Here is a 23,786-nt window from a genome sequence, read left to right as displayed (position 1 = left end):
GTGACCGCTATGATGCCGAAGCCAGCCTGTGTTTCTCCGTCGACGCAGGCGGTGTACGTCATAACGTGCGTGAATAATTATCAGAAGTCTCACCATGCTGAAATTCCGAGTTTCTTTACTTAGCCTGGCACTCTTGCTGGGGGCGTCCGCTGGCGTGCCAGCTCTCGCCAAAACGCCCGCGGTGACCACCGCTGCTGCCCAACCGCAAATCGCTTCCGGCAGCGCGATGATTGTTGATCTCAACACTAATAAGGTGATCTACGCCAGCCACCCGGATCTGGTGCGCCCGATCGCCTCGATAACCAAATTAATGACCGCGATGGTAGTGCTGGATGCACATCTGCCGCTGGATGAAAAACTGAAAGTGGATATCAGCCACACGCCGGAGATGAAAGGGGTTTACTCCCGCGTACGCCTGAACAGTGAAATCAGTCGTAAAAATATGCTCTTGCTGGCGCTGATGTCGTCTGAAAACCGCGCCGCGGCGAGCCTCGCCCACCATTATCCGGGCGGCTACGATGCCTTCATTCGAGCGATGAATGCCAAAGCCAAAGCGCTGGGAATGAATAACACCCGTTTTGTTGAGCCGACAGGTCTGTCGATTCACAACGTCTCTACGGCGCGCGATCTGACCAAACTGCTGATTGCCAGCAAACAGTACCCGCTGATTGGGCAGCTCAGTACCACCCGTGAAGAGATGGCGACCTTTGCGAACCCGGCCTATACGCTGCCGTTTCGCAATACGAACCACCTGGTGTATCGCGAGAACTGGAATATTCAGTTAACGAAAACCGGCTTTACTAACGCGGCGGGGCACTGTCTGGTGATGCGTACCGTGTTCAACGGTAAACCGGTGGCGCTGGTGGTGATGGATGCCTTCGGCAAATATACTCACTTCGCCGATGCCAGCCGACTGCGCACCTGGATTGAAACCGGGAAAGTGCAGCCTGTTCCGGCTGCGGCATTGACGTATAAAAAGCAGAAAGCCGAGCAGATGGCGACGGCGCAGAACGATTAGGTAAAAGCAAAACGGTAACTGTGTTACCGTTTTTTATGTTTTCTCCCTCTCCCGGTGGAAGAGGGCGGGGGTGAGGGCACCAGACCGCACTGGTCCTATTCCGGCAGGGTCCAGTCTCCGTCGTTGAGCGGGCGCTGCATAATCAACGTATCCCGCCAGTCGCCTTTTTTGTAGCCCACGCTGCGCAGCTGGCCGACCACTTCAAAACCGTGCTTTTTATGCAGCCGCAATGACCCGGCGTTATTATGGCCATCCCCCACAACCGCAATCATCTGACGCCAGGGACCTTGTTCGCAGCGTTCAATCAGCGCGTCCATTAGTGCACTGCCAAAACCGCGTCCGGTGGTGCTGGCATCCACGTAGATTGACTCTTCCAGCGTGAAGCGATACGCGTGTCGTGGACGGTATGGCGTGGCGTAGCAATAGCCCACCACAATGCCGCGATACAGCGCCACCAGCCAGGGCAAACCGTTATCGGTCACGTTTTTCAACCGCTTACGCATTTCATCAACGGTGGGGGGGATTTCCTCAAACGACGCACGTCCGTGAAGTACATGCCATGAATAAATAGCCGAAATGGCATGCACATCGTCGGGAAGGGCATCGCGCACTTCCACTTCGGTTACGGATAAAATATCAACAGCCGACATGATGTGCCTGCTCCTCGTCAAAGAATGCCGGAGAAACGTTTCTCCGGCGAGTGCGGGTACTCTAGTACGATTGAGCTGTGCTTAACAATCTCTTAAATATGGCTGTATGAATTAATCAGATGCTTGCGTAATGGCCTGCTCTGCGTTATCGCTCTCTTTCCAGTATTTATTCCGCGTTGTTTTACCAATGCCGGGATTCATACTGTTTGTAGGGTCATTCTCGCGATAAAACTGCTTTAGTGTCTCAGGGGCTTTGTAAAGATGCCCAACGTTGTGTTCCGCAGGATATTGTGCGCCACGTTCGCGCAGAAGGGCGAGCATCTCCTCTTTCAACGCGTGCGCGTCGACCCCTTTTTTAACGATGTAATCCTGGTGGAAGACGTAGCACATAAAGTGGCCGTAGTAGAGCTTATGCACCAGCTTGCTGTCGATTTCCGGCGGCAGGTGTTCAAACCACTCGGTATCGTTGCGTCGCAGGGCAATATCCAGCGCCAGAATATCCTCTACTTCTTCTGAGTGTACGGCCTGGTAACGGATGGCGGCCCCCGCAGCGGCAAAACGGTGCAGGAACGCTTTGCTCCCCTCCTCAGGTGTACAGGCGAAGAAATCTCCCTCGGCGGTTTTGAAGAATTCGCTCAGCCAGTTTTGTGCTTCGGCGATCCCGTCCCCGGCCATTTTCAGCAGCAGGTGATGTTCATACTTGTCGCGCCAGGTTTTCATTCGCTCCGGCAGGTGGGCCGGGAAAACGTTACCCAGCTTCTGCATAAAGCGGTCGGTGAAGTGGGGTTTAAACAGCGGCACTTTCTCCAGCATTGCATCAGTGCGGCCCTTCATGGTGAAGAAGAACGGCATTTTGTCGGTGCCGAGCTTGTCGATCATCAGGAACGTATCTTTGCCGTAGCGTTCGGCGATGTCGTAAATATCCCGATGCATATACTCGCCCGCCACCGGCAGATGCGTGAATTCGCCGAGAATATGACGACGGATTTCGGTCAGCACGTCAGGCTGATTGGTGCCGATGTAAAACACCTGCTGTTTTTTCTCGGCCGGGAAGGTGTCGAGCCGGACCGCGAAAACGGCCAGTTTGCCCGCGCAGCCGGAGGATTCAAACAGGCGATCCGGGTCGGCGTTGTAACGCGCTGGCGTATCCGCGTTGATATCCCGTACGCGGGTGATGTAATCGTGATCGTGGGCATGACGCCCATCGTGCTGTACGTCTTCATCTTTCACGCGATCGTCGTCGAGCTTACTCAGGATCTGCTCCGGCGTGACGCCCAGATCGATTCCCAGATGGTTCACCAGCGTCAGCTTGCCGTTTTCATCAATACGGGCATAGAGCGACATTTCGGTATAAGCCGGGCCGCGCTGCACCAGCGAACCGCCGGAATTATTACAAATCCCACCAATGACGGAGGCGCCGATGCAGGATGAACCAATCACCGAATGCGGTTCTCGCCCAAGCGGCTTAAGCGCTTTTTCCAGCGAGTAGAGGGTGGTGCCAGGGAAGGCCAGTACCTGCTCGCCTTTATCGAGCAGGTGAAGTTTGTCGAGGCGCAGGGTGCTGATAATCACGATGTCGCGATCGTAATCGTTGCCGTTCGGCGTCGAGCCTTCGGTCAGGCCGGTGTTAGCCGCCTGCATTAAAATAATCTTGTCCGCGGCGACGCAGGCGCTCAGGACGCGCCACAGCTCCAGCAGCGTGCCGGGAAAAACCACCGCCAGCGCATCGCCCTGTCCGGAACGAAAGCCCTTACGGTAGCGGGCAGTTTTGGCCGGGTCGGTAAGCAGGTGAGAGTGACCAACCAGGCGCGACAGTTCGTTAATAAAAGTCGTGTTATCGGCAGTTCGAACAGAAGACATCTTCCACTCCTTGTGGTGGGGCAAATTTCTCGCTGTAAAGCATAGCGCGATTAGCTGTTTAGAGGGCGCGTATTTGCGAGAAAAATCAGAGAATAACCCTGCAACGTTCTGAGGGTTTGTGGCACACTGCGCTTTTCGCACGCCCTGGCCGAGATCTTCCGGCGGAAATTGATGAGAGAGTAAAACGACATGAAATGGCTATGTTCTGTAGGTGTCGCCGTCAGCCTGGCACTGCAACCTGCGCTGGCAGATGAACTGTTTGGTAATCACCCGCTTACGCCTGAAGCACGGGACGCGTTTGTCACGGAATTGCTCAAGAAAATGACGGTCGATGAGAAGATCGGCCAGCTGCGTCTTATCAGCGTCGGCCCGGATAACCCGAAAGAGGCGATCCGCGAAATGATTAAAGAGAGCCAGGTAGGGGCGATTTTTAACACCGTGACCCGTCAGGATATCCGCAAAATGCAGGATCAGGTGATGGAACTTAGCCGCCTGAAAATTCCGCTGTTCTTCGCCTATGACGTGGTACACGGACAGCGTACCGTTTTTCCTATCAGCCTCGGTCTGGCCTCCTCCTTTAACCTCGACGCGGTGAAAACCGTTGGGCGCGTCTCGGCATATGAAGCCGCAGACGACGGCCTGAACATGACCTGGGCCCCGATGGTTGACGTCTCCCGCGATCCGCGCTGGGGCCGCGCGTCAGAGGGCTTTGGTGAAGATACTTATTTGACCGCCACAATGGGGAAAACCATGGTGGAAGCGATGCAGGGTAAAAGCCCGGCGGATCGTTATTCGGTCATGACCAGCGTCAAGCACTTCGCCGCCTATGGTGCCGTGGAAGGCGGTAAAGAGTACAACACCGTCGACATGAGCCCGCAGCGCCTGTTTAACGATTACATGCCGCCGTACAAAGCAGGCCTGGATGCCGGTAGCGGCGCGGTGATGGTCGCCCTGAACTCGCTCAACGGCACGCCTGCCACCTCTGACGCCTGGCTGCTGAAAGACGTGCTGCGCGACCAGTGGGGCTTCAAGGGCATCACCGTCTCTGACCATGGCGCCATTAAAGAGCTCATCAAACACGGTACGGCCTCCGACCCGGAAGATGCGGTGCGCGTGGCGCTCAAATCCGGCATCAACATGAGCATGAGCGACGAATATTACAGCAAATACCTGCCGGGGCTGGTGAAGAGCGGCAAGGTGACGATGGCGGAGCTGGACGATGCCACGCGTCACGTGCTGAACGTGAAATATGACATGGGGCTGTTTAACGATCCATACAGCCACCTGGGTCCGAAAGAGTCAGACCCGGCGGACACCAATGCCGAAAGCCGTCTGCACCGTAAAGAGGCCCGAGAAGTGGCCCGTGAAAGCCTGGTGCTGCTGAAAAACCGCCTCGACACGCTGCCGCTGAAAAAATCCGGCACCATTGCGGTGGTCGGCCCGCTGGCCGACAGCAAGCGCGACGTGATGGGGAGCTGGTCTGCTGCGGGCGTGGCCGATCAGTCCGTGACCGTGCTCACCGGTATTAAAAATGCGGTCGGTGAAAACGCTAAGGTGGTGTACGCCAAAGGGGCGAACGTCACTGATGATAAAGATATCGTGACCTTCCTCAATCAGTATGAAGAGGCGGTGAAGGTGGATCCGCGCTCGCCGAAAGAGATGATTGACGAAGCGGTAAACGCCGCGAAACAGTCTGACGTGGTGGTTGCCGTGGTGGGTGAAGCACAGGGGATGGCACACGAAGCCTCCAGCCGAACGGACATCACGATCCCGCAAAGCCAGCGCGATCTGATCGCCGCCCTGAAAGCCACCGGCAAGCCGCTGGTGCTGGTGCTGATGAACGGTCGTCCACTGGCGCTGGTGAAAGAAGATCAGCAGGCTGATGCTATTCTGGAAACCTGGTTCGCCGGTACGGAAGGGGGCAACGCCATCGCCGACGTGCTGTTTGGTGATTACAACCCGTCGGGCAAACTGCCGATGTCCTTCCCGCGCTCTGTCGGGCAGATCCCGGTGTACTACAGCCACCTGAATACCGGCCGTCCGTATAACGCCGATAAGCCAAACAAGTACACCTCCCGTTACTTCGATGAAGCGAACGGTCCGCTGTATCCGTTTGGTTACGGTTTGAGCTACACCACCTTTAAGGTCTCTGACGTGAAAATGTCGGCCCCGAGCCTGAAGCGTGACGGTAAGGTGACTGCCAGCGTTGACGTGACGAACACCGGTAAACGTGAAGGTGCGACGGTGATCCAGATGTATGTTCAGGATGTGACCGCCTCCATGAGCCGTCCGGTGAAACAGCTGCGCGGCTTTGAGAAGGTCAACCTGAAACCTGGTGAAACCAAAACCATCAGCTTCCCGATTGACGTGGATGCCCTGAAGTTCTGGAACCAGCAGATGAAATACGATGCGGAACCGGGCAAGTTCAATGTCTACATTGGTGTGGATTCCGCCCGCGTCAATAAAGGCGAGTTCGAGCTGCTGTAACCTTTCCCTCCTTTGCATCCCCCGTTCACCGGGGGATGCGTCTTACCTTATGCTAAAAAGGCATTTTGCCGGGTAAATCCGCCGTTTTAAGCTACGCTTTTCTCTCAAGCCTCTGAAAAAGGCAGCAAAAAAATGAGGATAGTGGAATGACGATTAAAACGGGGATGGTAGTTTCTGCGGCGTTATTCGCGGCGCTAAGCCTGCCGCTACAGGCGGCAGAACCGGTAAAAGTGGGCTCAAAGATCGACACTGAAGGCGCGCTGCTCGGGAATATTATTTTGCAGGTGCTGGAAAGCCACGGCGTGAAAACCGTGAATAAAGTTCAGCTGGGTACCACGCCCGTGGTACGCGGGGCCATCACCTCCGGCGAGCTGGATATCTACCCGGAATACACCGGCAACGGGGCATTTTTCTTCAAAGATGAAAACGATCCGGCATGGAAAAACGCCAAAGCCGGGTATGAAAAAGTCAAAAAACTCGATGCAGAACAGAACAAGCTGGTCTGGCTGACCCCGGCTCCGGCCAACAACACCTGGACCATCGCGGTGCGTAAAGACGTGGCGGAGAAAGGCAAACTGACGTCACTTGCGGATCTCAGCCGCTATCTGAAAGAGAAGGGCGACTTCAAGCTTGCGGCCTCGGCGGAGTTTATCGAGCGTCCGGACGCGCTGCCTGCTTTCGAAAAAGCCTACGACTTCAAGCTTGACCAGGCACAGCTGCTCTCGCTCGCGGGCGGTGACACCGCGGTGACCATCAAGGCGGCGGCGCAGCAGACCTCTGGCGTCAATGCGGCGATGGCCTACGGTACGGACGGCCCGGTCGCGGCGCTTGGTCTGCAAACCTTAACCGATCCAAAAGGCGTTCAGCCTATTTATGCCCCCACGCCTGTGGTGCGTGAGGCGGTGCTGAAAGCCTACCCGGATATCGCCGACTGGCTCAAACCGGTCTTTGAAAAACTGGATGCAAAAACGCTGCAACAGCTCAATGCGAGCATTGCCGTAGAGGGACTGGATGCCAAAAAAGTGGCCGCCGATTTCCTGAAACAACAAGGGCTTGTGAAGTAACAGGACAGGGCTGTGCCAATAAAATGTCATAACCGCGTACTGCTGCTGTTGGCCTGTGTGGCCATTGCGGCGGTCGCGCTACCGTTTGTCAATGTGGCGCCAAACCGCCTGATGTCGGGGGAAGGGCGCGCGCTCTGGCAGGTCTGGCCGTTTACGCCGCTGCTGCTGGTTGTGGCGCTGGGTGCACTGGTTGTGCTCTCGCTCAGCCGTGGGCGGGTTGCACAGTGGCTGACGCTACTCCTCAGTGAAGGCCTCTTCATCACCTTGTTCTGGAGTGCCGGGCTTGCCGCCACGCACATGACCTCGGCGGAAAGTCCACTGGCGCGAACCACCGTGGGCAGTGGCCTGTGGCTGTGGCTGGCGCTGTGTCTGCTGGCCTGCAGCGATGCGATCCGTCGCCTGATCCCGTCATCTGCCTGGCGCTTGGTGCTCAATGCCCAGATCTGGTGTATTCCGTTGCTGCTGCTGTTCAGCGGTGAGCTGAATAATCTCTCGCTGTTAAAAGAGTACGCCAACCGTCAGGAGGTGTTTGATGATGCGCTGGCGCAACACCTGACGATCCTCTTCGGCACGCTGTTCCCGGCGTTACTGCTGGGGGTACCGCTGGGCATGTGGTGTTATCGTCATCCCTCCCGCCAGGGCGGGGTTTTTGCCGTGCTCAACGTGATCCAGACCATCCCTTCCGTGGCCCTGTTTGGCCTGCTGATTGCGCCGCTGGCGGGGCTGGTGAAGTCATTTCCGGCGTTAGCCTCGGTCGGTATCGCCGGAACCGGATTAACCCCCGCGCTTATTGCCCTGGTGCTGTACGCGCTGCTGCCGCTGGTCCGCGGCGTGGTGGCGGGCTTAAGCCAGGTCGCGGCGGATGTACTGGAGAGCGCCCACGCGATGGGGATGAGCCGGCGACAGTGCTTCTGGCAGATCCAGCTGCCGCTCGCCTTGCCCCTGCTGCTGCGCAGCCTGCGGGTGGTGGCGGTCCAGACCGTCGGGATGGCGGTTATCGCCGCGCTGATTGGCGCAGGCGGTTTTGGCGCGCTGGTGTTCCAGGGGCTGCTGAGCAGCGCGCTGGATCTGGTGTTACTGGGCGTGGTGCCCACGATTGCACTGGCGGTCGTCATCGATGCGCTGTTTGCCTTATGGCTCGCGTTGCTCGGGAGAAGAGCCAATGATTGAATTACACGATGTCAGTAAAACATTTGCCGGTCGTCCGGCAGCAAGTCACCTGAACCTGAATTTTGCCGAGGGGGCGTTTTCGGTACTGATTGGCACCTCGGGGTCGGGGAAATCCACCACGCTGAAGATGATCAACCGCCTGGTGGAGCACGACAGCGGTGTAATACGTTTTGCCGGGGAAGAGATCCGCAGTCTGCCGGTGCTGGAGCTGCGTCGTCGCATGGGCTACGCCATCCAGTCCATTGGCCTGTTTCCCCACTGGACGGTCGCGCAGAATATTGCCACCGTGCTGCAGCTGGAAAAATGGTCGCGGGCAAAGAGTGACGAGAGGGTGGACGAGCTTATGTCGCTGCTGGGGTTAGAGCCTGGGCTGCGTGGTCGCTATCCGCATCAGCTTTCAGGTGGACAACAGCAGCGTGTGGGAGTGGCGCGCGCGCTGGCGGCGAACCCGCAGGTATTGCTGATGGATGAGCCTTTTGGCGCGCTCGATCCCGTTACGCGCGGGGCACTGCAGACGGAGATGACCCGCATTCACCGCATCCTTGGCCGGACGATCGTCCTCGTGACCCACGATATTGATGAGGCGCTGCGGCTGGCCGATCATCTGGTGTTGATGGACCACGGGGAAGTGATCCAGCAGGGCACGCCGCTTGAACTGCTGACCCATCCGCAGAACGATTTTGTGCGCGAGTTTTTTGGACGCAGCGAACTGGGCGTCAGACTGCTCTCCCTGCGAACCGTCAGCGATTATATGCGTCGACAGGATGTGGCGATGGGTGGTGAACCGTTACAGGAACAGATGAGCCTGCGGGACGCGCTCTCTGCATTTGTGGCGCGCCAGTGCGAGGTACTGCCGGTTACGGATGCCGCTGGGGCACCGTGCGGTACCCTGCATTTTCGCGATCTGCTGGCCGGGGAGGTGACGCATGAAGGTCATGCGTGATCCGCTCCTCTGGCTGACGGGGCTTTTTGTTGCCCTGCTGTTTCTGATGCCGCACAGTGGGGCGCTGTTCAGCTCGCTTTTTCCCGGCCTGCCGCGCCCCGTCTATCAGCAGGAGAGTTTTATCAATCTTGCCCTGGCGCACCTGTGGCTGGTGGCGCTCTCCAGCGCGATTGCCGTGGTGCTGGGCGTGGGGGCGGGGATTGTGGTCACCCGGCCCTGGGGGAGAGAGTTTCGCCCGCTGGTAGAGACGATTGCGGCTATCGGACAGACATTTCCGCCGGTGGCGGTACTGGCGATTGCGGTGCCGGTGATCGGGTTTGGTCAGCAACCGGCTATCATTGCGCTGATCCTTTACGGCGTGTTGCCTGTTCTTCAGGGGACGCTGGCGGGCATTGCGTCGGTACCGGCATCGGTACTGAGCGTGGCCGAAGGGATGGGCATGAGCAGCGGTCAGCGGCTGTGCAAGGTTGAGCTGCCGCTTGCGGCACCGGTGATTATCGCGGGGATCCGTACGTCGGTGATTATTAACATCGGCACGGCGACCATCGCGTCTACGGTGGGGGCCAATACGCTGGGAACGCCGATCATTATCGGCTTAAGCGGGTTTAATACGGCCTATATCGTTCAGGGTGCGGTACTGGTCGCGCTGGCGGCCATCGTTATCGATCGCCTGTTTGAACGACTGGCCCGGCTTCTCAGCCGACACCGCCACGAACAATAAATGAGTACCCGGCCAGCATCACGCCGCCGATGCCGCTTACGGCCATCAGTACAAAAAGGGTAATTACGGCCAGTTTGGTTGCCTTCATCATCTGCTCCTGTTGTTAACGGAACAATTATACGGTGAAGCGCAGCTGTTAATGAACCATTAAATGCCGTTACGTTTCGTCGGGGCCCAGGGCGTAAACCGGATAACCGTGCTCCCGCCATTCCGTCAGCCGCTGTTGCTGCGAGGCGGTGGGCACTTCCCCGCACCAGACCAGCAGAGTCTGGCCGTCGAAGAATTCGGGCCGTAGCTGAGCCAGCGAATGCGCCAGCACCTCCACGCGCCAGCCCTGCTGGGTGGCGATCCAGGCTTCGAGCCACAGCCGCGTGGTATCGTGCACGTTCCAGCCAACAACCAGCGCGTCTTTTCCGCCCTTGTTTCGCGCCGAGGCAAGACAGACGGCGATATAATTGATCAGCACCCCGTCGAGCATACTCAGCAGCGCCTGCAGGGTAGAGTGCTGGCATTGCAGCCGTCGACGAAGCGGGATGAAAAGATGGTTGATTAAGGTTTGCGCCGGATAATCGCGGCCTTGCTCTTTGATCCACGCGCGCAGACGTTGAACGTTGCCCGCCTGCAGAAGCCGGAGCAGGGTTTCCTGCTGTTCGCGCCAGCGGTGTTGGGTATCGGGATCGTCATGGCAGAGCAGCGACTTTACCTTGCTCACCTGCACACCGTTATCTATCCAGCTTTTGATCTCGCGGATCCGATCGATGTCGGCATCATTGAAAAGGCGGTGACCACCGTCCGTGCGCTGCGGTTTGAGTAAACCATACCGTCGCTGCCAAGCCCGTAGCGTGACGGGATTGATATCACAAAGGAGTGCCACTTCACCGATCGTGTAAAGCGCCATATTCGCCCCCTGGCTAACGCGTCCCCAGCTTAACTGTAGACCCAGTTTGTCGAACCAGGAAGAATTGCCTTTTTTTTGTACAAATAATGCGAAGCAGCCGTTATGTTCGGCAAAAGATGTGATGACGGACACGATTTACCGCTTTTTTGGACTGCTTCAAAGAAACTTCGGCGCCTTCAGTGTATGTTACGCGTTTTCAGAAGGTGCGGTTCCTGAGTATGTACGAGTTTAATCTGGTGCTGCTGTTGCTTCAGCAGATGTGCGTGTTTCTTGTCATCGCCTGGTTGATGAGTAAGACGCGTCTGTTTATCCCGCTGATGCAAGTCACCGTCCGCCTGCCGCACAAGCTCCTCTGTTATGTGACCTTCTCCATTTTCTGCATCATGGGGACCTATTTTGGCCTCCATATTGAAGACTCGATTGCCAATACGCGCGCCATCGGCGCGGTGATGGGCGGGCTGCTCGGCGGCCCGGTTGTGGGTGGCCTTGTCGGTTTAACCGGTGGGCTGCACCGCTATTCCATGGGCGGGATGACGGCGCTGAGCTGCATGATCTCGACCATCGTGGAAGGGCTGCTTGGTGGCCTGGTGCACAGCTACATGATCAAACGTGGCCGCCCGGATAAAGTCTTCAGCCCGCTTACCGCTGGCGCGATCACCTTTGTGGCCGAAATGGCGCAAATGGCGATCATTCTGCTTATCGCCCGACCTTTTGAGGACGCACTGCATCTGGTGAACAGTATTGCCGCCCCGATGATGGTCACCAACACCGTGGGCGCGGCGCTGTTTATGCGCATTCTGCTCGACAAGCGCGCCATGTTTGAGAAATACACCTCGGCGTTCTCTGCCACGGCACTGAAAGTCGCCGCTTCAACCGAGGGGATCCTGCGTCAGGGCTTTAACGAAGAAAACAGCATGAAGGTGGCGCAGGTACTCTATCAGGAGCTGGATATCGGTGCCGTTGCGATTACCGATCGTGAAAAGCTGCTGGCCTTTACCGGTACCGGCGACGATCACCACCTTCCTGGCAGACCGATTTCGTCCGCGTATACGCTTCGTGCGATAGAGACCGGTGAGGTAGTCTATGCCGACGGTAACGAAGTGCCTTACCGCTGTTCGCTGCATCCGCAGTGTAAGCTCGGCTCTACGCTGGTCATTCCGCTGCGGGGGGAAAACCAGCGGGTGATGGGAACCATTAAGCTCTACGAAGCGAAGAACCGCTTGTTCAGCTCGATCAACCGGACGTTGGGGGAGGGGATTGCGCAGCTGCTTTCCGCGCAGATCCTGGCGGGGCAATATGAGCGGCAAAAAGCCCTGTTAACGCAGTCGGAGATTAAGCTCCTGCACGCTCAGGTGAACCCGCATTTCCTGTTTAATGCCCTCAACACCCTGAAAGCGGTGATCCGTCGCGACAGCGATCAGGCCGCGCAACTGGTGCAATTTCTGTCGACGTTTTTCCGCAAGAACCTGAAACGGCCGTCTGAGATTGTGACCCTGGCCGATGAGATTGAACATGTTAACGCCTATCTGCAGATTGAGCAGGCACGCTTCCAGTCTCGTCTGCAGGTGTCGTTATCCGTGCCGGATGAGCTGGCGTATCAGCATCTCCCGGCCTTTACGCTGCAGCCTATTGTGGAAAATGCCATTAAACACGGGACATCGCAGCTTCTGGGCACTGGGGAGATCACTATTTCTGCCAGCCGTTTTAATCATCATCTGGTGCTGAATATTGAAGACAATGCCGGGCTTTACGTCCCGTCCGCTTCCGGCGGGCTGGGGATGAGCCTGGTGGATAAACGCCTGCGCGCTCACTTTGGGGATGGATGTGGCATTACCGTGGCCTGTGAGCCGGACCGATTTACCCGTATTACGTTACGATTGCCGCTGGAGGAGACCGCATGTTAAGAGTGCTGATAGTCGATGATGAACCGTTGGCACGGGAAAACCTGCGCGTGCTGTTGCAGGAGCAGAGTGACATTGAGATTGTGGGAGAGTGCGCCAATGCCATTGAAGCCATTGGTGCTGTGCATAAACTGCGCCCGGATGTGCTATTCCTCGACATCCAGATGCCCCGTATCAGTGGGCTGGAGATGGTCGGCATGCTTGACCCGGAGCATCGCCCGTATATCGTGTTTCTGACGGCGTTTGACGAATATGCCGTGAAGGCCTTTGAAGAACACGCGTTCGATTACCTGCTGAAGCCGATTGAAGAGAAGCGGCTCGAAAAGACCCTGACGCGTTTACGCCAGGAACGCACGGTACAGGACGTCACGCTGCTGCCGGAAAACCAGCAGCCGCTGAAGTTTATCCCGTGTACCGGGCATAGCCGGATTTACCTGCTGCAAATGGATGATGTGGCATTTGTCAGCAGCCGCCTGAGTGGGGTGTTTGTCACCAGCGCCGAGGGCAATGAAGGCTTCACCGAGCTGACGCTGCGCACGCTGGAAAGCCGCACGCCGCTTGTCCGCTGCCATCGGCAGTATCTGGTTAACATGGCGCACCTGAAAGAGATCCGTCTGGAAGATAACGGTCAGGCAGAGCTGATACTGCGGGCCGGTCAAACGGTACCCGTCAGTCGTCGCTACCTGAAAAGTTTGAAAGAGGCGATTGGGCTGTAAAACTGGTACACTGCGCGCCATTGCATCATCGACAGTTAAAGGCACTCATGCTTAGTAATGATATTCTTCGTAGCCTGCGCTACACCCTGAAAGCAAACAACAACGACATGGTGCGCATTCTTGCGCTGTCTGCCATGGGATCCACCTCTGCTGGTTTTGACACCTGGATGACCAAAGAGGACGAAGAGGGGTTTGTTCGCTGCCCTGACATTATCCTGTCAGGCTTCCTGAACGGCCTGATCTACGATAAGCGTGGCAAAGATGATTCTGCACCTGAACTGGCGCTGGAGCGTCGGGTGGACAACAACACGGTGCTGAAAAAGCTGCGTATCGCGTTCTCGCTGAAAACGGATGATATTGTGGCGATCATGACGGAGCAAAAATACCGTGTATCCGTGCCAGAAGTGACCGCCATGATGCGTGCGCCGGGCCACAAAAATTACCGCGAGTGCGGCGACCAGTTTCTGCGTAACTTCCTGCGCGGGCTGACCCACCGGGTGCATAATACGAAGGCGTGATTGCGGAATGGGTGCGGCCTGATGCCCTCATCCCGGCCCTCTCCCTGTGGGAGAGGGAGAACAAAAAAAGCCGGAGATAATCTCCGGCTTTTTTTGTTATTTCACCTGCTGACCCGGCTTCGCGCCTTCGTCAGGGCTTAACAGGAAGATATCTTTCCCGCCAGGGCCTGCGGCCATCACCATCCCCTCAGAGATGCCGAAGCGCATTTTACGCGGTGCCAGGTTCGCGACCATGACGGTCTGACGGCCAATCAGTAACTGCGGATCAGGATAGGCAGAACGGATGCCGGAGAAGACGTTACGCTTCTCACCGCCCAGATCCAGCGTCAGGCGCAGCAGCTTGTCAGAGCCTTCCACGAATTCCGCGTTTTCAATCAGCGCCACGCGCAGGTCAACTTTAGCGAAATCGTCAAAGGTGATGGTCTCCTGAATCGGATCGTCTGCCAGCGGGCCGGTCACCGGTGCGGCAGCTGCTTTCACCTCTTCTTTCGAGGCTTCCACCAGGGCTTCAACCTGTTTCATTTCGATGCGATTGTAGAGCGCCTTGAAGGTATTCACCTTGTGGCCAAGCAGCGGTTGCTGGATTGCATCCCAGCTCAGTTCGGTGTTCAGGAACGCTTCTGCACGCGCTGCCAGCTGCGGCAGTACAGGCTTCAGCCAGGTCATCAGCACGCGGAACATGTTCAGACCCATGGTGCAGATCGCCTGCAGGTCAGCGTCACGGCCTTCCTGTTTCGCGACAACCCACGGGGCCTGCTCGTCCACATAGCGGTTGGCAACATCGGCCAGCGCCATGATTTCACGAATTGCTTTACCGAATTCACGGCTTTCCCAGGCTTCGCCAACCGCAGCGGCGGCATCGGTGAAGGTTTTATACAGCTCAGGATCGGCCAGCTCGGCAGAAAGCACGCCGTCAAAACGCTTGGCGATAAAGCCCGCGTTTCGGGACGCCAGGTTCACCACCTTGTTCACGATGTCCGCGTTCACGCGCTGCACGAAATCTTCCAGGTTCAGGTCGATATCGTCGATGCGGGAAGAGAGCTTCGCCGCGTAATAATAACGCAGGCTGTCTGCATCAAAGTGGTTCAGCCAGGTGCTGGCTTTGATGAACGTCCCACGCGATTTGGACATCTTCGCGCCGTTCACCGTCACGTAGCCGTGAACAAACAGGTTGGTTGGCTTGCGGAAGTTGCTGCCTTCCAGCATTGCCGGCCAGAACAGGCTGTGGAAGTAAACGATGTCTTTGCCGATGAAGTGATACAGCTCGGCGGTGGAATCTTTCTTCCAGTATTCGTCGAAGCTGACGGTGTCGCCACGCTTGTCGCACAGGTTCTTGAAGGAGCCCATGTAGCCGATTGGCGCGTCCAGCCAGACGTAGAAATATTTGCCCGGTGCATTTGGAATTTCGAAACCAAAGTAGGGCGCATCGCGGGAGATATCCCACTGCTGCAGGCCGGATTCGAACCACTCCTGCATTTTGTTCGCTACCTGCTCCTGCAGCGCGCCGCTGCGGGTCCACGCCTGCAGCATTTCGCTAAAGGATGGCAGGTCGAAGAAGAAGTGCTCGGAGTCACGCATCACAGGCGTGGCGCCGGAGACCACCGATTTCGGGTCGATCAGCTCTGTCGGGCTATAGGTAGCGCCGCACACTTCGCAGTTATCGCCGTACTGATCCGGTGATTTACATTTCGGGCAGGTGCCTTTGACGAAACGGTCCGGCAGGAACATGCCTTTTTCCGGATCGTACAGCTGAGAGATAGTGCGGTTTTTAATAAAACCGTTCTCTTTCAGACGGGTGTAGATAAGCGTTGACAGCTCGCGGTTCTCCTCGCTGTGCGTGGAGTGGTAGTTGTCATAGCTGATGTCAAAGCCAGCAAAATCGGTCTGATGCTCCTGACTCATTTCGGCAATCATCTGCTCCGGGGAAACACCCAGCTGCTGGGCTTTCAGCATGATCGGCGTGCCGTGGGCATCGTCCGCGCAGATGAAGTTAACCTCGTGGCCGCGCATTCGCTGGTAACGGACCCAGACATCAGCCTGGATATGCTCCAGCATGTGGCCGAGGTGGATTGAGCCGTTGGCGTACGGCAGTGCGCACGTTACCAGAATTTTTTTCGCGACTTGAGTCATAGTAGGCATTACTTCTTTTAACTGTGAAAAGGGTTTTTGATATTACCAAAAGGGGCATTATTAAGTAAGCACAAACCACGGCCTTTCAGGTAAACTTGTTCATCTAAGGTCTTATTCACAAGAACAAAGGAGTCGGGATGAGTTCGCAATCCCAGGCCAAATCACCGGAAGCCTTACGAGCAATGGTCGCCGGGACGCTGGCTAACTTTCAGCATCCAACCCTGAAGCACAATCTCACTACGCTGAAAGCGTTGCACCATGTCGCATGGCTGGACGATACGCTGCACATCGAGCTGCAGATGCCGTTCGTCTGGACCAGCGCCTTCGACGCGCTGAAAGAGCAAACCAGCTCGGAGCTGCTGCGCATTACCGGTGCAAAAGCGATTGACTGGAAGCTGAGCCACAGTATCGCCACCCTCAAGCGGGTGAAAAACCAGCCCGGCGTTAACGGTGTGAAAAACATCATCGCCGTCAGCTCCGGCAAGGGCGGGGTGGGGAAATCGTCTACCGCCGTCAACCTGGCGCTCGCGCTGGCGGCCGAAGGGGCGAAGGTCGGTATTCTGGATGCGGATATCTACGGGCCGTCAATTCCCAACATGCTGGGCGCAGAAAACCAGCGTCCAACCTCGCCAGATGGAACCCACATGGCGCCAATCATGGCGCACGGTCTGGCAACGAATTCCATCGGTTATCTGGTGACTGATGACAATGCGATGGTCTGGCGTGGTCCAATGGCCAGCAAAGCGCTGATGCAGATGCTGCAAGAGACCTTGTGGCCGGATCTGGATTATCTGGTGCTGGATATGCCGCCGGGTACCGGTGATATCCAGCTGACGCTGGCGCAGAACATCCCCGTCACCGGGGCAGTTGTCGTCACTACGCCGCAGGATATCGCGCTGATCGACGCCAAAAAAGGCATCGTGATGTTTGAGAAAGTCGAGGTGCCTGTGCTCGGTATCGTCGAGAACATGAGCATGCACATCTGCAGCAACTGTGGTCATCACGAGCCTATCTTCGGCACCGGCGGTGCAGAAAAACTGGCGGCGCAGTATCACACCCAGTTGCTGGGACAGATGCCGCTGCACATCACGCTGCGTGAAGATCTGGATAGCGGGAAACCGACGGTCATCAACCGCCCGGACAGTGAGTTTGCGGAGTTGTACCGTCAGCTGGCGGGGCGCGTTGCGGCGCAGCTTTACTGGCAGGGTGAAGTCATTCCTGGCGAAATCGCCTTCCGCGCGGTGTAATTCTTCTGCGCTTGAGTGCCGGGTGGCGCTTCGCTTACCCGGCCTACAAATGGCACCATCATGTAGGTCGGGTAAGGCGAAGCCGCCACCCGACATTAACGCAATCGGTAATGCATCAGATAGTACTCTCCCTCCGGAGAATCCCCCGTTGCCTCGATGTGCCAGCCATGACGCTGATAAAACGCGATAGCCCGTTCGTTTCTCACCAGGCACTTTAACGCCCCCGTACTGGTAAACGTTTTTTGTACCTGTTCCAGCAGCAAACGGCCTACGCCCAGGCTCTGATACTGCGGATCAACGAACAGATTGTGCAGAAAGTTATCATTCGTCCAGACTGACGCAAAGCCCACACGATGGCCGTTCTGTACAGCAACCCAAATCACTTCGTCTCGGGTTGCCTCGTTAAAATCTTCGAGTTGCCATTCTGCACCGTTCAGCCACGGCCACGCCTCGCGGCGGGCATGCAGGTAAAGGGTGCGCAGGAAAGGACGATCGCTCTCCTGCCACGGCCGAATATGGACGGTATCAGCGATGATAGAAGATATCTCCGTTGTATGCTTTATAGATCTTACCGTCGGCATCGCCGATCAGGACATAGTTCTCGCCCATATAGGTCCAGTGCGTACCCGCATCCGGCGCCGGGAGGTTACGCAGTTGATACTGTTTGATGGTGTATTCAGGGGTTTGATACAGCGCCGGAGCCGTGTCGCCAATTTTGAACTTCGTGAAATCAGCAATGAACTCTTGTTCTTCATAAGCTTTGATGCCGCCAGATGCTGACGCCGTTTGCGGGGCTGCCGAAGCCGCGCTCGCAAGAGACATTACTACACCCAGAAGCAGCCATGTACGCTTAGCCATTTTTTCTCCAGTTATACCGTTACTGATACGCTCAGCCTGCTGTGTTGACGATATGGCAGACAGCCTATTTTAAGTATCCCAGCAGAGCCTGTTAGAAAAAAATGTAACAAAAGTGGACGGTTTTGTGTAGATCAAACGGTTAATACTATTTTGTTTATGAATATTATTTCCTAGGACTTATTCAGAACGGAAATATTTTTTTTAATTAATTCTGAAAATATAAGTTTACTCTAAATTTGTGACCTGAAATGCATGCATTTCATTTGAAGACGATTTAAACTTCTAAAAGCGGAGCGGTTTAATTCTCAATTCTACGTGGTTCCGGTCCTTCAGTTCATTCTACACATCATTCAGTGATGTGTGATTTTACGTAATTGCTTGAAAAACAGCATGTTGAAAAAGTAGGCGATTCTTCCGGAATGGCCTGTTATGCGTTTTTTGCGCTCATGAATGAAATATTAATTCTAATGAAAAACACAACCACATTATCTGTAATATTCTTAGCGATAAGTCAGTTGACGGGCTGCGTATTTTCTCCCGGGCAAACATTAAGCTCAGCGGGAAAAAACGTCATTACGTCGGGTGATGAAAATAATAATTTAGATAAGCGCGTGGATCTCTATCCTGTTACCCCTTCATTGATTGAGAAATTGCGCCCTGCCGTCACCAAATCTCAGTCTAATCCTAAGCTCGATGAGCAGGTCAGAAACTGGGAGTACCGCATTGGAACCGGTGATATTTTGACCGTAACCGTCTGGGATCACCCTGAACTGACAACACCGGCCGGACAGTATCGCAGTGCCAGTGACACCGGCAACTGGGTCAACGCCGACGGTACGCTCTTCTACCCCTATGTCGGGAAGCTCCCGGTGGCGGGAAAAACGGTCTCTGAAGTCAGGGAAGAGATCGCCAAACGGCTGGATAGCGTGATCGAAAGCCCGCAGGTTGACGTCAGCGTGGCTGCCTTCCGCTCGCAAAAGGCCTATGTCACTGGCGAAGTCGTCAAATCTGGTCAGCAGGCAATCACCAATATTCCCCTGACGGTCATGGATGCCGTCAACGCGGCAGGCGGGCTTTCTGCCGATGCGGACTGGCGCAATGTGGTTCTCACTCATGAGGGGAAAGATTCGCGCCTCTCTCTGTATGCGCTGATGCAGCACGGCGACCTGACGCAAAATAAGCTGCTCTATCCGGGCGATATCCTTTTTGTGCCTCGTAATGACGCCCTGAAAGTCTTCGTGATGGGGGAGGTGATCAAGCAGAGCACGCTCAAGATGGACAGGAGCGGAATGACCCTTGCTGAAGCGCTGAGCAATGCGGGCGGCCTGAATCAGGATATGGCCGATGCGACGGGCATTTTTGTTATTCGCTCCATTGCCCAAGGCAACGACGCGGGAAAAATTGCCAACATTTATCAGCTTAACGCGCAGGATGCCTCCGCGATGGTATTGGGCACTGAATTCCAGCTTGAGCCGTACGACATTGTTTACGTCACCACGGCACCGCTGTCACGCTGGAATCGCGTCATTACGCAGCTCGTGCCGACCATCAGTGGCGTTCATGATCTGACCGAAACGGTCCGTTACATCAGATCGTGGCCGCAATAATGTTTGATTCCATCTTAGTGGTCTGCACCGGCAATATTTGTCGCTCGCCGATTGGCGAGCGGCTGTTGCGTCAGTTGCTACCGGGAAAACGGATAACCTCGGCAGGTATCTATGGGCTGGAGGGCAGCCCGGCGGATGTCAGCGCTCAGGACGTGGCCAGGCGACATGGCATCTCACTTGAGGGACATCGCGCGCGCAAACTGACCCCGCAGATCATGCGGGAATCGGATCTGATTCTGGTGATGGAACCTGCGCATCTTCGCTTTATCTCTGACATGGCCCCGGAAATTCGCGGCAAATCGCTGCTTTTTGGGCAATGGCTGGGGCCGCAGGACATCCCCGATCCCTATTGTAAAAGTCGTGAAGCGTTCGATTATGTTTTCGGTCTGCTGGGCAAAGCCAGTCAGGAATGGGCTCATCGTTTGAGTCAACAAGGAATGAAGCGTTAATGTCGTCTTACACAACAGACAGTTACGGTGCGGCAGCACCGGAGAATCATGAAATCGATCTCATTAGCCTGCTCGGCGAGGTGATCGATCACCGTGCAGTCATTTTATCGATAACTTTCCTGTTCACCCTGCTGGCGGGGCTGTATGCCTTTCTGGCCACGCCCGTTTATCGCGCTGATGCCTTAATCCAGGTAGAAGGAAAGCAGGATAACAGCCTGCTCAAAAATTTAAGGCAGTTTGGGAGTGAGATGTCTCCCGATGTCGAACCTGAAATTCTTCTGCTTAAATCGCGGATGATTCTGGGCGCAACCGTCGATGAATTAGGCCTAACACAGCACGTGACGCAGCGTACGTTCCCGGTTGTGGGGCGTCTGTGGGCACGATTGCAGGGCCGTAAACCGGCGACGGTTGCCCTTGGCTGGCTGCAACTTCCCCCTGTCGAAGGTAAACCTCGCACCCTTGTGCTCACTGTGCTGGAAAAAGGGGCATACCGGCTGGAGGGGGATAACTTTTATGCCGAGGGCAGGGAAGGGAAACCATTGGAAAAAGCCGGCGTTTCACTGTTGGTGGTGAAAATGAATGCGCCAACGGGCACGCAATTCACGGTGCAAAACAGCACCCGCCTGGAGGCGATCAATACGCTCAGCACCCAATTTAGCGTCGTTGAATCGGCAAAGCAGAGTGGGGTGCTGACGCTCACGCTGACCGGCAACAATCCTGAGCGCATTGCGCATGTGCTTGACCGGATTGCCAACAACTATCTGCAGCAAAACATTGCGCGCCAGGAAGCCCAGGATGCCCGCAGTCTTGCATTTTTGCAGAAGCAATTGCCTAAAATCAGAAGCGAACTGGATCTGGCTGAAGAGCGGCTGAATCAGTATCGCAAACAGCGTGACTCGGTGGATCTCTCCCTGGAAGCGAAATCGGTTCTCGAGCAGATTGTGAATATCGAAAACCAGCTCAACGAGCTGACGTTTCGTGAGGCGGAGATTTCTCAGCTGTTCAAGAAAGAGCACCCGAACTACCGCGCCTTGCGTGAAAAGCGTCAGACGCTTGAGCAGGAGAAGGTTCGCCTTAATCAGCGTGTCGCCGCCATGCCATCGACTCAGCAGGACATTTTGCGCCTCAGTCGGGATGTGGAGTCAGGCCGCACCATTTATTTGCAGCTCCTCACCCGTCAGCAGGAGCTGAACATTTCGCGCTCCAGCGCCATTGGTAACGTGCGAATTATCGACAGCGCGGTGACGCAACCCGATCCCATCAAACCGCGAAAGCTGGTGGTCATCGTCTTAGGCATCCTGTTGGGGCTGATATGCTCAATGGGGCTGGTCCTGGTCCGCATGGCGCTCAGACGCGGCATCAACACCTCCGAGCAACTGGAAGGGCTTGGCGTACAGGTGATGGCCACCTTGCCCCGTTCCCAGTGGCTGTGGAAAAAAACCAACCTGCGTAAAAAACGCGTATTTGGCTCACGCTGGAGACACAAGATTGTCGATGTCCCTTTCCTGCCGGTTGATCGGCCTGCGGATGTTTTTGTCGAGGCCGTGCGGGGGCTGCGCACCAGCCTGCATTTCACCTTGCAAGATGCCGCTAACCGGATCGTGATGATTTCTGGCCCAACGCAGGACTGCGGTAAAACCCTTGTCAGCACCTCGCTGGCCGCGATTGAGGCGCAGGCCGGGCTCAGGGTGTTATTCATTGATGCGGATATGCGCGAAGGCTATGTACACAACATCTTCGATCTGAAAAACCATACCGGGCTTTCCGACGTGCTTGACGGAAAATGTCATTTCCAGGCGGCGATTCAGCGCTATGAGAAAGGCAACATTGATGTACTGACCTGCGGGCCGGTTCCGTTACGCCCCTCTGAACTGCTGATGAGCGAACGCTTCAGGGCGTTAATGACCTGGGCAGATGAGCATTATGATCTTGTGATCCTCGATACCCCGCCGGTGCTGGCCGTAACGGACGCCTCAGTGGCTGCTCCGGTGGCCGCCACCTCGCTGCTGGTGGCCCGCTATGGTAAAACCAGCCTCAAAGAGATGGAGAACAGCATTAAGCGTTTGCAGCAAACGGGGGCGCATATCAACGGCACCGTGCTGAACGATGTGGTGAAATCAGCAGCGCTGTATTACCGTGCAGGCTATGGCCATTACGAGTATGGCCAACGCCCGACACGGCAACCACGCAAGGATTAGTGCTTCACCAGCGTGGCAAAGTAATACACCAGCGGAATGGCGAGGATCCAAAGACCAACGGGGATTTCTCGCCATTTTCCTGCAATCGCTTTAATGACGATGTAAAACAGCAGCCCTCCCGCAATCCCTGTCCCGAAGCTGTTGGCAATCAGCGTAATCATTACCATCATCAGCACCGGCAGCCCGTCGGTGAAGTTTGCCAGATCCACCTTACGCAGGCCGCTGAACATATTCAGGCCGATCAGGATCAGGGCAGGGGCGGTGGCTTCTTTTGGGATCATGAGCGCAACGGGCGTAAACAGCAGCATCAGCAGGAACATGACCGCAGCGGCCAGGGCCGTCATGCCGGTTTTACCCCCTGCTTCTGCGGCCGCGGAGGATTCAATCAGCGCCGTGGCGGCAGGAATACCCACCCAGGGGCCAATCGCGGCGGCAATCGAGTCCACCATAAACGGGCGATTGATGTTTGCCATATTGCCCTCTTCATCCAGCAACCCGGCTTCACCTCCCACCGCCAGCGTGGTGCCCATGGTGGAGAAAAACTCCGATGCGAAAAAGACAAACAGGAACGGCAGGAAGGCAATATTCAGCGCGCCCAGCATGTCTATATGGCCCAGCACCGGCGTCAGTGAGTGAGGCATATCAATAAAGCTGGCAGGAAGATGCGTCACCCCCATCGGAATGCCCACGAGGGTGGCAAACAAAATGGCCCACAAAATGGCGCCCGGAATGCGACGCGCCTGCAGGGCAATGGCGAGGAACAGACCGCTGAGCGCCACCAGCGCGCCTGGCGAGAGAAAATCACCCAGCATCAGCGCGTTCGTTTTTGCGTTAGCCAGCACCAGCCCGGCATTGCGAAAGCCCAGTACGGCGACAAAAAGACCGATAGAGGCCGTCAGTCCCAGTTTGATGGGCTGCGGTACGGAGCGGGTCACAACCTCTCGCAGGCCAAAACGGGTGAGCAGGAAGAACAAAATTCCCGACCAGCAGGCAATGCCCAGACCAATTTGCCAGCCGATGCCTTCACTGCCCGCCAGCGTTACCCCAACCAGCACCGAGCCACCAATGCCGGGCCCGACAATAAACGGCAGGTTGGCGTAAAACGCCATCAGAAGCGTACCGGCCACAAACACCAAAATGGTACCGGTGGTCGCCGCGCCTTTGTCCATCCCGCCCACGGCGAGAAGCCCCGGGATGACCACCAGCAAATAGGCGGCGGCGAGAAAACCGGTGAGACCGGCCAGACACTCTGTGCGCACGGTACTGCCGCGCGTATGCAGTGCAAAACGACGTTCAAGCCAGTTCCCTGGTGCTGGCGAATTAACGGTATTGTCGGCCATTATCCGGCTCT

At 56.2% G+C, this 23,786-nt stretch carries 21 protein-coding genes; 13 read left to right on the top strand and 8 right to left on the bottom strand.

The genetic code is table 11. The features are described 5' to 3' along the window. Positions 1–94: 94 nt before the first annotated feature. Entirely contained in the window at positions 95–1,018 is a 924-nt protein-coding gene (gene pbpG / locus ECL_RS17055; RefSeq protein WP_013097940.1) for a D-alanyl-D-alanine endopeptidase, read from the top strand. A 95-nt stretch (positions 1,019–1,113) separates the two neighbouring features. On the opposite strand, the gene ECL_RS17050 is transcribed toward pbpG, so the two are convergent. Continuing rightward, positions 1,114–1,668 (bottom strand): GNAT family N-acetyltransferase, encoded by a 555-nt coding sequence (locus ECL_RS17050; protein WP_013097939.1) that lies wholly within the window; start codon positions 1,666–1,668, stop codon positions 1,114–1,116. Between the two features lie 111 nt (positions 1,669–1,779). Next, positions 1,780–3,528 (bottom strand): D-lactate dehydrogenase, encoded by a 1,749-nt coding sequence (dld, locus tag ECL_RS17045; RefSeq protein WP_013097938.1) that lies wholly within the window; start codon positions 3,526–3,528, stop codon positions 1,780–1,782. Positions 3,529–3,717: 189 nt separating this feature from the next. On the opposite strand from dld, the gene bglX reads away from it, so the two are divergent. From bglX to ECL_RS17020, 5 genes are all read left to right on the top strand, one after another. Further along, positions 3,718–6,015 carry a beta-glucosidase BglX gene (bglX, locus tag ECL_RS17040; RefSeq protein ID WP_013097937.1) on the top strand — a complete coding sequence of 766 codons (2,298 nt, stop codon included), beginning with the start codon at positions 3,718–3,720 and terminating at the stop codon, positions 6,013–6,015. A 146-nt stretch (positions 6,016–6,161) separates the two neighbouring features. Then, positions 6,162–7,079, top strand: a complete 918-nt coding sequence (gene osmF / locus ECL_RS17035; protein WP_013097936.1) for a glycine betaine ABC transporter substrate-binding protein OsmF — start codon at positions 6,162–6,164, stop codon at positions 7,077–7,079. Between the two features lie 12 nt (positions 7,080–7,091). Continuing rightward, positions 7,092–8,249: an ABC transporter permease gene (locus ECL_RS17030; protein ID WP_013097935.1), complete on the top strand. Its 1,158-nt coding sequence runs from the start codon at positions 7,092–7,094 to the stop codon at positions 8,247–8,249. Continuing rightward, positions 8,242–9,192: an ABC transporter ATP-binding protein gene (locus ECL_RS17025; protein ID WP_013097934.1), complete on the top strand. Its 951-nt coding sequence runs from the start codon at positions 8,242–8,244 to the stop codon at positions 9,190–9,192. Before ECL_RS17030 ends, ECL_RS17025 begins: the two co-directional genes overlap by 8 nt. Continuing rightward, complete coding sequence (locus ECL_RS17020; RefSeq protein ID WP_013097933.1) at positions 9,176–9,913, top strand: ABC transporter permease; 738 nt, start codon at positions 9,176–9,178, stop codon at positions 9,911–9,913. The genes ECL_RS17025 and ECL_RS17020 overlap by 17 nt, the downstream gene beginning before the upstream one ends. On the opposite strand, the gene ECL_RS17015 is transcribed toward ECL_RS17020, so the two are convergent. Together ECL_RS17015 and mlrA are read right to left on the bottom strand one after the other, a co-directional pair. Continuing rightward, positions 9,888–10,001: a protein YohO gene (locus ECL_RS17015; protein ID WP_010433613.1), complete on the bottom strand. Its 114-nt coding sequence runs from the start codon at positions 9,999–10,001 to the stop codon at positions 9,888–9,890. The genes ECL_RS17020 and ECL_RS17015 overlap by 26 nt on opposite strands. 69 nt (positions 10,002–10,070) lie before the next feature. Beyond that, positions 10,071–10,811 (bottom strand): HTH-type transcriptional regulator MlrA, encoded by a 741-nt coding sequence (gene mlrA / locus ECL_RS17010; protein ID WP_029881769.1) that lies wholly within the window; start codon positions 10,809–10,811, stop codon positions 10,071–10,073. Between the two features lie 218 nt (positions 10,812–11,029). On the opposite strand from mlrA, the gene ECL_RS17005 reads away from it, so the two are divergent. From ECL_RS17005 to ECL_RS16995, 3 genes are read left to right on the top strand one after another with little or no spacing between them, the layout of a single operon-like run. After that, positions 11,030–12,715, top strand: coding sequence for a sensor histidine kinase (locus tag ECL_RS17005; protein WP_013097931.1), 1,686 nt, complete (start codon positions 11,030–11,032; stop codon positions 12,713–12,715). Further along, complete coding sequence (gene btsR, locus ECL_RS17000) at positions 12,709–13,428, top strand: two-component system response regulator BtsR (RefSeq protein ID WP_013097930.1); 720 nt, start codon at positions 12,709–12,711, stop codon at positions 13,426–13,428. Before ECL_RS17005 ends, btsR begins: the two co-directional genes overlap by 7 nt. 47 nt (positions 13,429–13,475) lie before the next feature. Further along, on the top strand, positions 13,476–13,946 hold the full coding sequence (locus tag ECL_RS16995; RefSeq protein ID WP_013097929.1) for a YehS family protein: 471 nt from the start codon (positions 13,476–13,478) through the stop codon (positions 13,944–13,946). Positions 13,947–14,042: 96 nt separating this feature from the next. Here the strand turns inward: ECL_RS16995 and metG are convergent, their stop codons facing one another. Next, the gene (gene metG, locus ECL_RS16990) at positions 14,043–16,076 is read right to left on the bottom strand and encodes a methionine--tRNA ligase (RefSeq protein WP_013097928.1); all 2,034 of its coding nucleotides are present in this window, start codon (positions 16,074–16,076) and stop codon (positions 14,043–14,045) included. A gap of 137 nt (positions 16,077–16,213) precedes the next feature. On the opposite strand from metG, the gene apbC reads away from it, so the two are divergent. Continuing rightward, the gene (gene apbC, locus ECL_RS16985; protein ID WP_013097927.1) at positions 16,214–17,323 is read left to right on the top strand and encodes an iron-sulfur cluster carrier protein ApbC; all 1,110 of its coding nucleotides are present in this window, start codon (positions 16,214–16,216) and stop codon (positions 17,321–17,323) included. 95 nt (positions 17,324–17,418) lie between these two features. Here the strand turns inward: apbC and ECL_RS16980 are convergent, their stop codons facing one another. Both ECL_RS16980 and ECL_RS16975 read right to left on the bottom strand, forming a co-directional pair. Beyond that, the gene (locus tag ECL_RS16980; RefSeq protein ID WP_044158060.1) at positions 17,419–17,904 is read right to left on the bottom strand and encodes a GNAT family N-acetyltransferase; all 486 of its coding nucleotides are present in this window, start codon (positions 17,902–17,904) and stop codon (positions 17,419–17,421) included. Next, positions 17,849–18,181 (bottom strand): RcnB family protein, encoded by a 333-nt coding sequence (locus ECL_RS16975; protein WP_013097925.1) that lies wholly within the window; start codon positions 18,179–18,181, stop codon positions 17,849–17,851. The genes ECL_RS16980 and ECL_RS16975 overlap by 56 nt, the downstream gene beginning before the upstream one ends. Positions 18,182–18,648: 467 nt before the next feature. Here ECL_RS16975 and ECL_RS16970 point away from each other — a divergent pair, with 467 nt between their 5' ends. From ECL_RS16970 to etk, 3 genes are read left to right on the top strand one after another with little or no spacing between them, the layout of a single operon-like run. Continuing rightward, positions 18,649–19,788, top strand: coding sequence for a polysaccharide export protein (locus ECL_RS16970; protein ID WP_044158068.1), 1,140 nt, complete (start codon positions 18,649–18,651; stop codon positions 19,786–19,788). Next, positions 19,788–20,237 (top strand): arsenate reductase/protein-tyrosine-phosphatase family protein, encoded by a 450-nt coding sequence (locus ECL_RS16965; RefSeq protein WP_013097923.1) that lies wholly within the window; start codon positions 19,788–19,790, stop codon positions 20,235–20,237. The genes ECL_RS16970 and ECL_RS16965 overlap by 1 nt, the downstream gene beginning before the upstream one ends. Beyond that, positions 20,237–22,435 carry a tyrosine-protein kinase gene (etk, locus tag ECL_RS16960; protein WP_013097922.1) on the top strand — a complete coding sequence of 733 codons (2,199 nt, stop codon included), beginning with the start codon at positions 20,237–20,239 and terminating at the stop codon, positions 22,433–22,435. Before ECL_RS16965 ends, etk begins: the two co-directional genes overlap by 1 nt. Here the strand turns inward: etk and ECL_RS16955 are convergent. Next, positions 22,432–23,775: an NCS2 family permease gene (locus ECL_RS16955; RefSeq protein ID WP_013097921.1), complete on the bottom strand. Its 1,344-nt coding sequence runs from the start codon at positions 23,773–23,775 to the stop codon at positions 22,432–22,434. The two genes, etk and ECL_RS16955, sit on opposite strands and share 4 nt — an antisense overlap. Between the last annotated feature and the right edge of the window lie 11 nt (positions 23,776–23,786).

The sequence above is a fragment of the Enterobacter cloacae subsp. cloacae ATCC 13047 genome, from assembly GCF_000025565.1.
Classification (GTDB): domain Bacteria; phylum Pseudomonadota; class Gammaproteobacteria; order Enterobacterales; family Enterobacteriaceae; genus Enterobacter; species Enterobacter cloacae.
The sequence above is the reverse complement of the archived record's forward strand: the minus strand, read 5'-3'. Positions and strand labels throughout refer to the sequence as shown.

Excerpts from the sequence above, each read along its gene's own strand:
- pbpG (WP_013097940.1), top strand. The coding sequence starts at position 95 with ATGCTGAAATTCCGAGTTTCTTTACTTAGCCTGGCACTCTTGCTGGGG.
- ECL_RS17050 (WP_013097939.1), bottom strand. The coding sequence starts at position 1,668 with ATGTCGGCTGTTGATATTTTATCCGTAACCGAAGTGGAAGTGCGCGAT.
- dld (WP_013097938.1), bottom strand. The coding sequence starts at position 3,528 with ATGTCTTCTGTTCGAACTGCCGATAACACGACTTTTATTAACGAACTG.
- bglX (WP_013097937.1), top strand. The coding sequence starts at position 3,718 with ATGAAATGGCTATGTTCTGTAGGTGTCGCCGTCAGCCTGGCACTGCAA.
- osmF (WP_013097936.1), top strand. The coding sequence starts at position 6,162 with ATGACGATTAAAACGGGGATGGTAGTTTCTGCGGCGTTATTCGCGGCG.
- ECL_RS17025 (WP_013097934.1), top strand. The coding sequence starts at position 8,242 with ATGATTGAATTACACGATGTCAGTAAAACATTTGCCGGTCGTCCGGCA.
- ECL_RS17020 (WP_013097933.1), top strand. The coding sequence starts at position 9,176 with ATGAAGGTCATGCGTGATCCGCTCCTCTGGCTGACGGGGCTTTTTGTT.
- ECL_RS17015 (WP_010433613.1), bottom strand. The coding sequence starts at position 10,001 with ATGAAGGCAACCAAACTGGCCGTAATTACCCTTTTTGTACTGATGGCC.
- mlrA (WP_029881769.1), bottom strand. The coding sequence starts at position 10,811 with ATGGCGCTTTACACGATCGGTGAAGTGGCACTCCTTTGTGATATCAAT.
- ECL_RS17005 (WP_013097931.1), top strand. The coding sequence starts at position 11,030 with ATGTACGAGTTTAATCTGGTGCTGCTGTTGCTTCAGCAGATGTGCGTG.
- btsR (WP_013097930.1), top strand. The coding sequence starts at position 12,709 with ATGTTAAGAGTGCTGATAGTCGATGATGAACCGTTGGCACGGGAAAAC.
- ECL_RS16995 (WP_013097929.1), top strand. The coding sequence starts at position 13,476 with ATGCTTAGTAATGATATTCTTCGTAGCCTGCGCTACACCCTGAAAGCA.
- metG (WP_013097928.1), bottom strand. The coding sequence starts at position 16,076 with ATGACTCAAGTCGCGAAAAAAATTCTGGTAACGTGCGCACTGCCGTAC.
- apbC (WP_013097927.1), top strand. The coding sequence starts at position 16,214 with ATGAGTTCGCAATCCCAGGCCAAATCACCGGAAGCCTTACGAGCAATG.
- ECL_RS16980 (WP_044158060.1), bottom strand. The coding sequence starts at position 17,904 with ATGCCGACGGTAAGATCTATAAAGCATACAACGGAGATATCTTCTATC.
- ECL_RS16975 (WP_013097925.1), bottom strand. The coding sequence starts at position 18,181 with ATGGCTAAGCGTACATGGCTGCTTCTGGGTGTAGTAATGTCTCTTGCG.
- ECL_RS16970 (WP_044158068.1), top strand. The coding sequence starts at position 18,649 with ATGAAAAACACAACCACATTATCTGTAATATTCTTAGCGATAAGTCAG.
- ECL_RS16965 (WP_013097923.1), top strand. The coding sequence starts at position 19,788 with ATGTTTGATTCCATCTTAGTGGTCTGCACCGGCAATATTTGTCGCTCG.
- etk (WP_013097922.1), top strand. The coding sequence starts at position 20,237 with ATGTCGTCTTACACAACAGACAGTTACGGTGCGGCAGCACCGGAGAAT.
- ECL_RS16955 (WP_013097921.1), bottom strand. The coding sequence starts at position 23,775 with ATGGCCGACAATACCGTTAATTCGCCAGCACCAGGGAACTGGCTTGAA.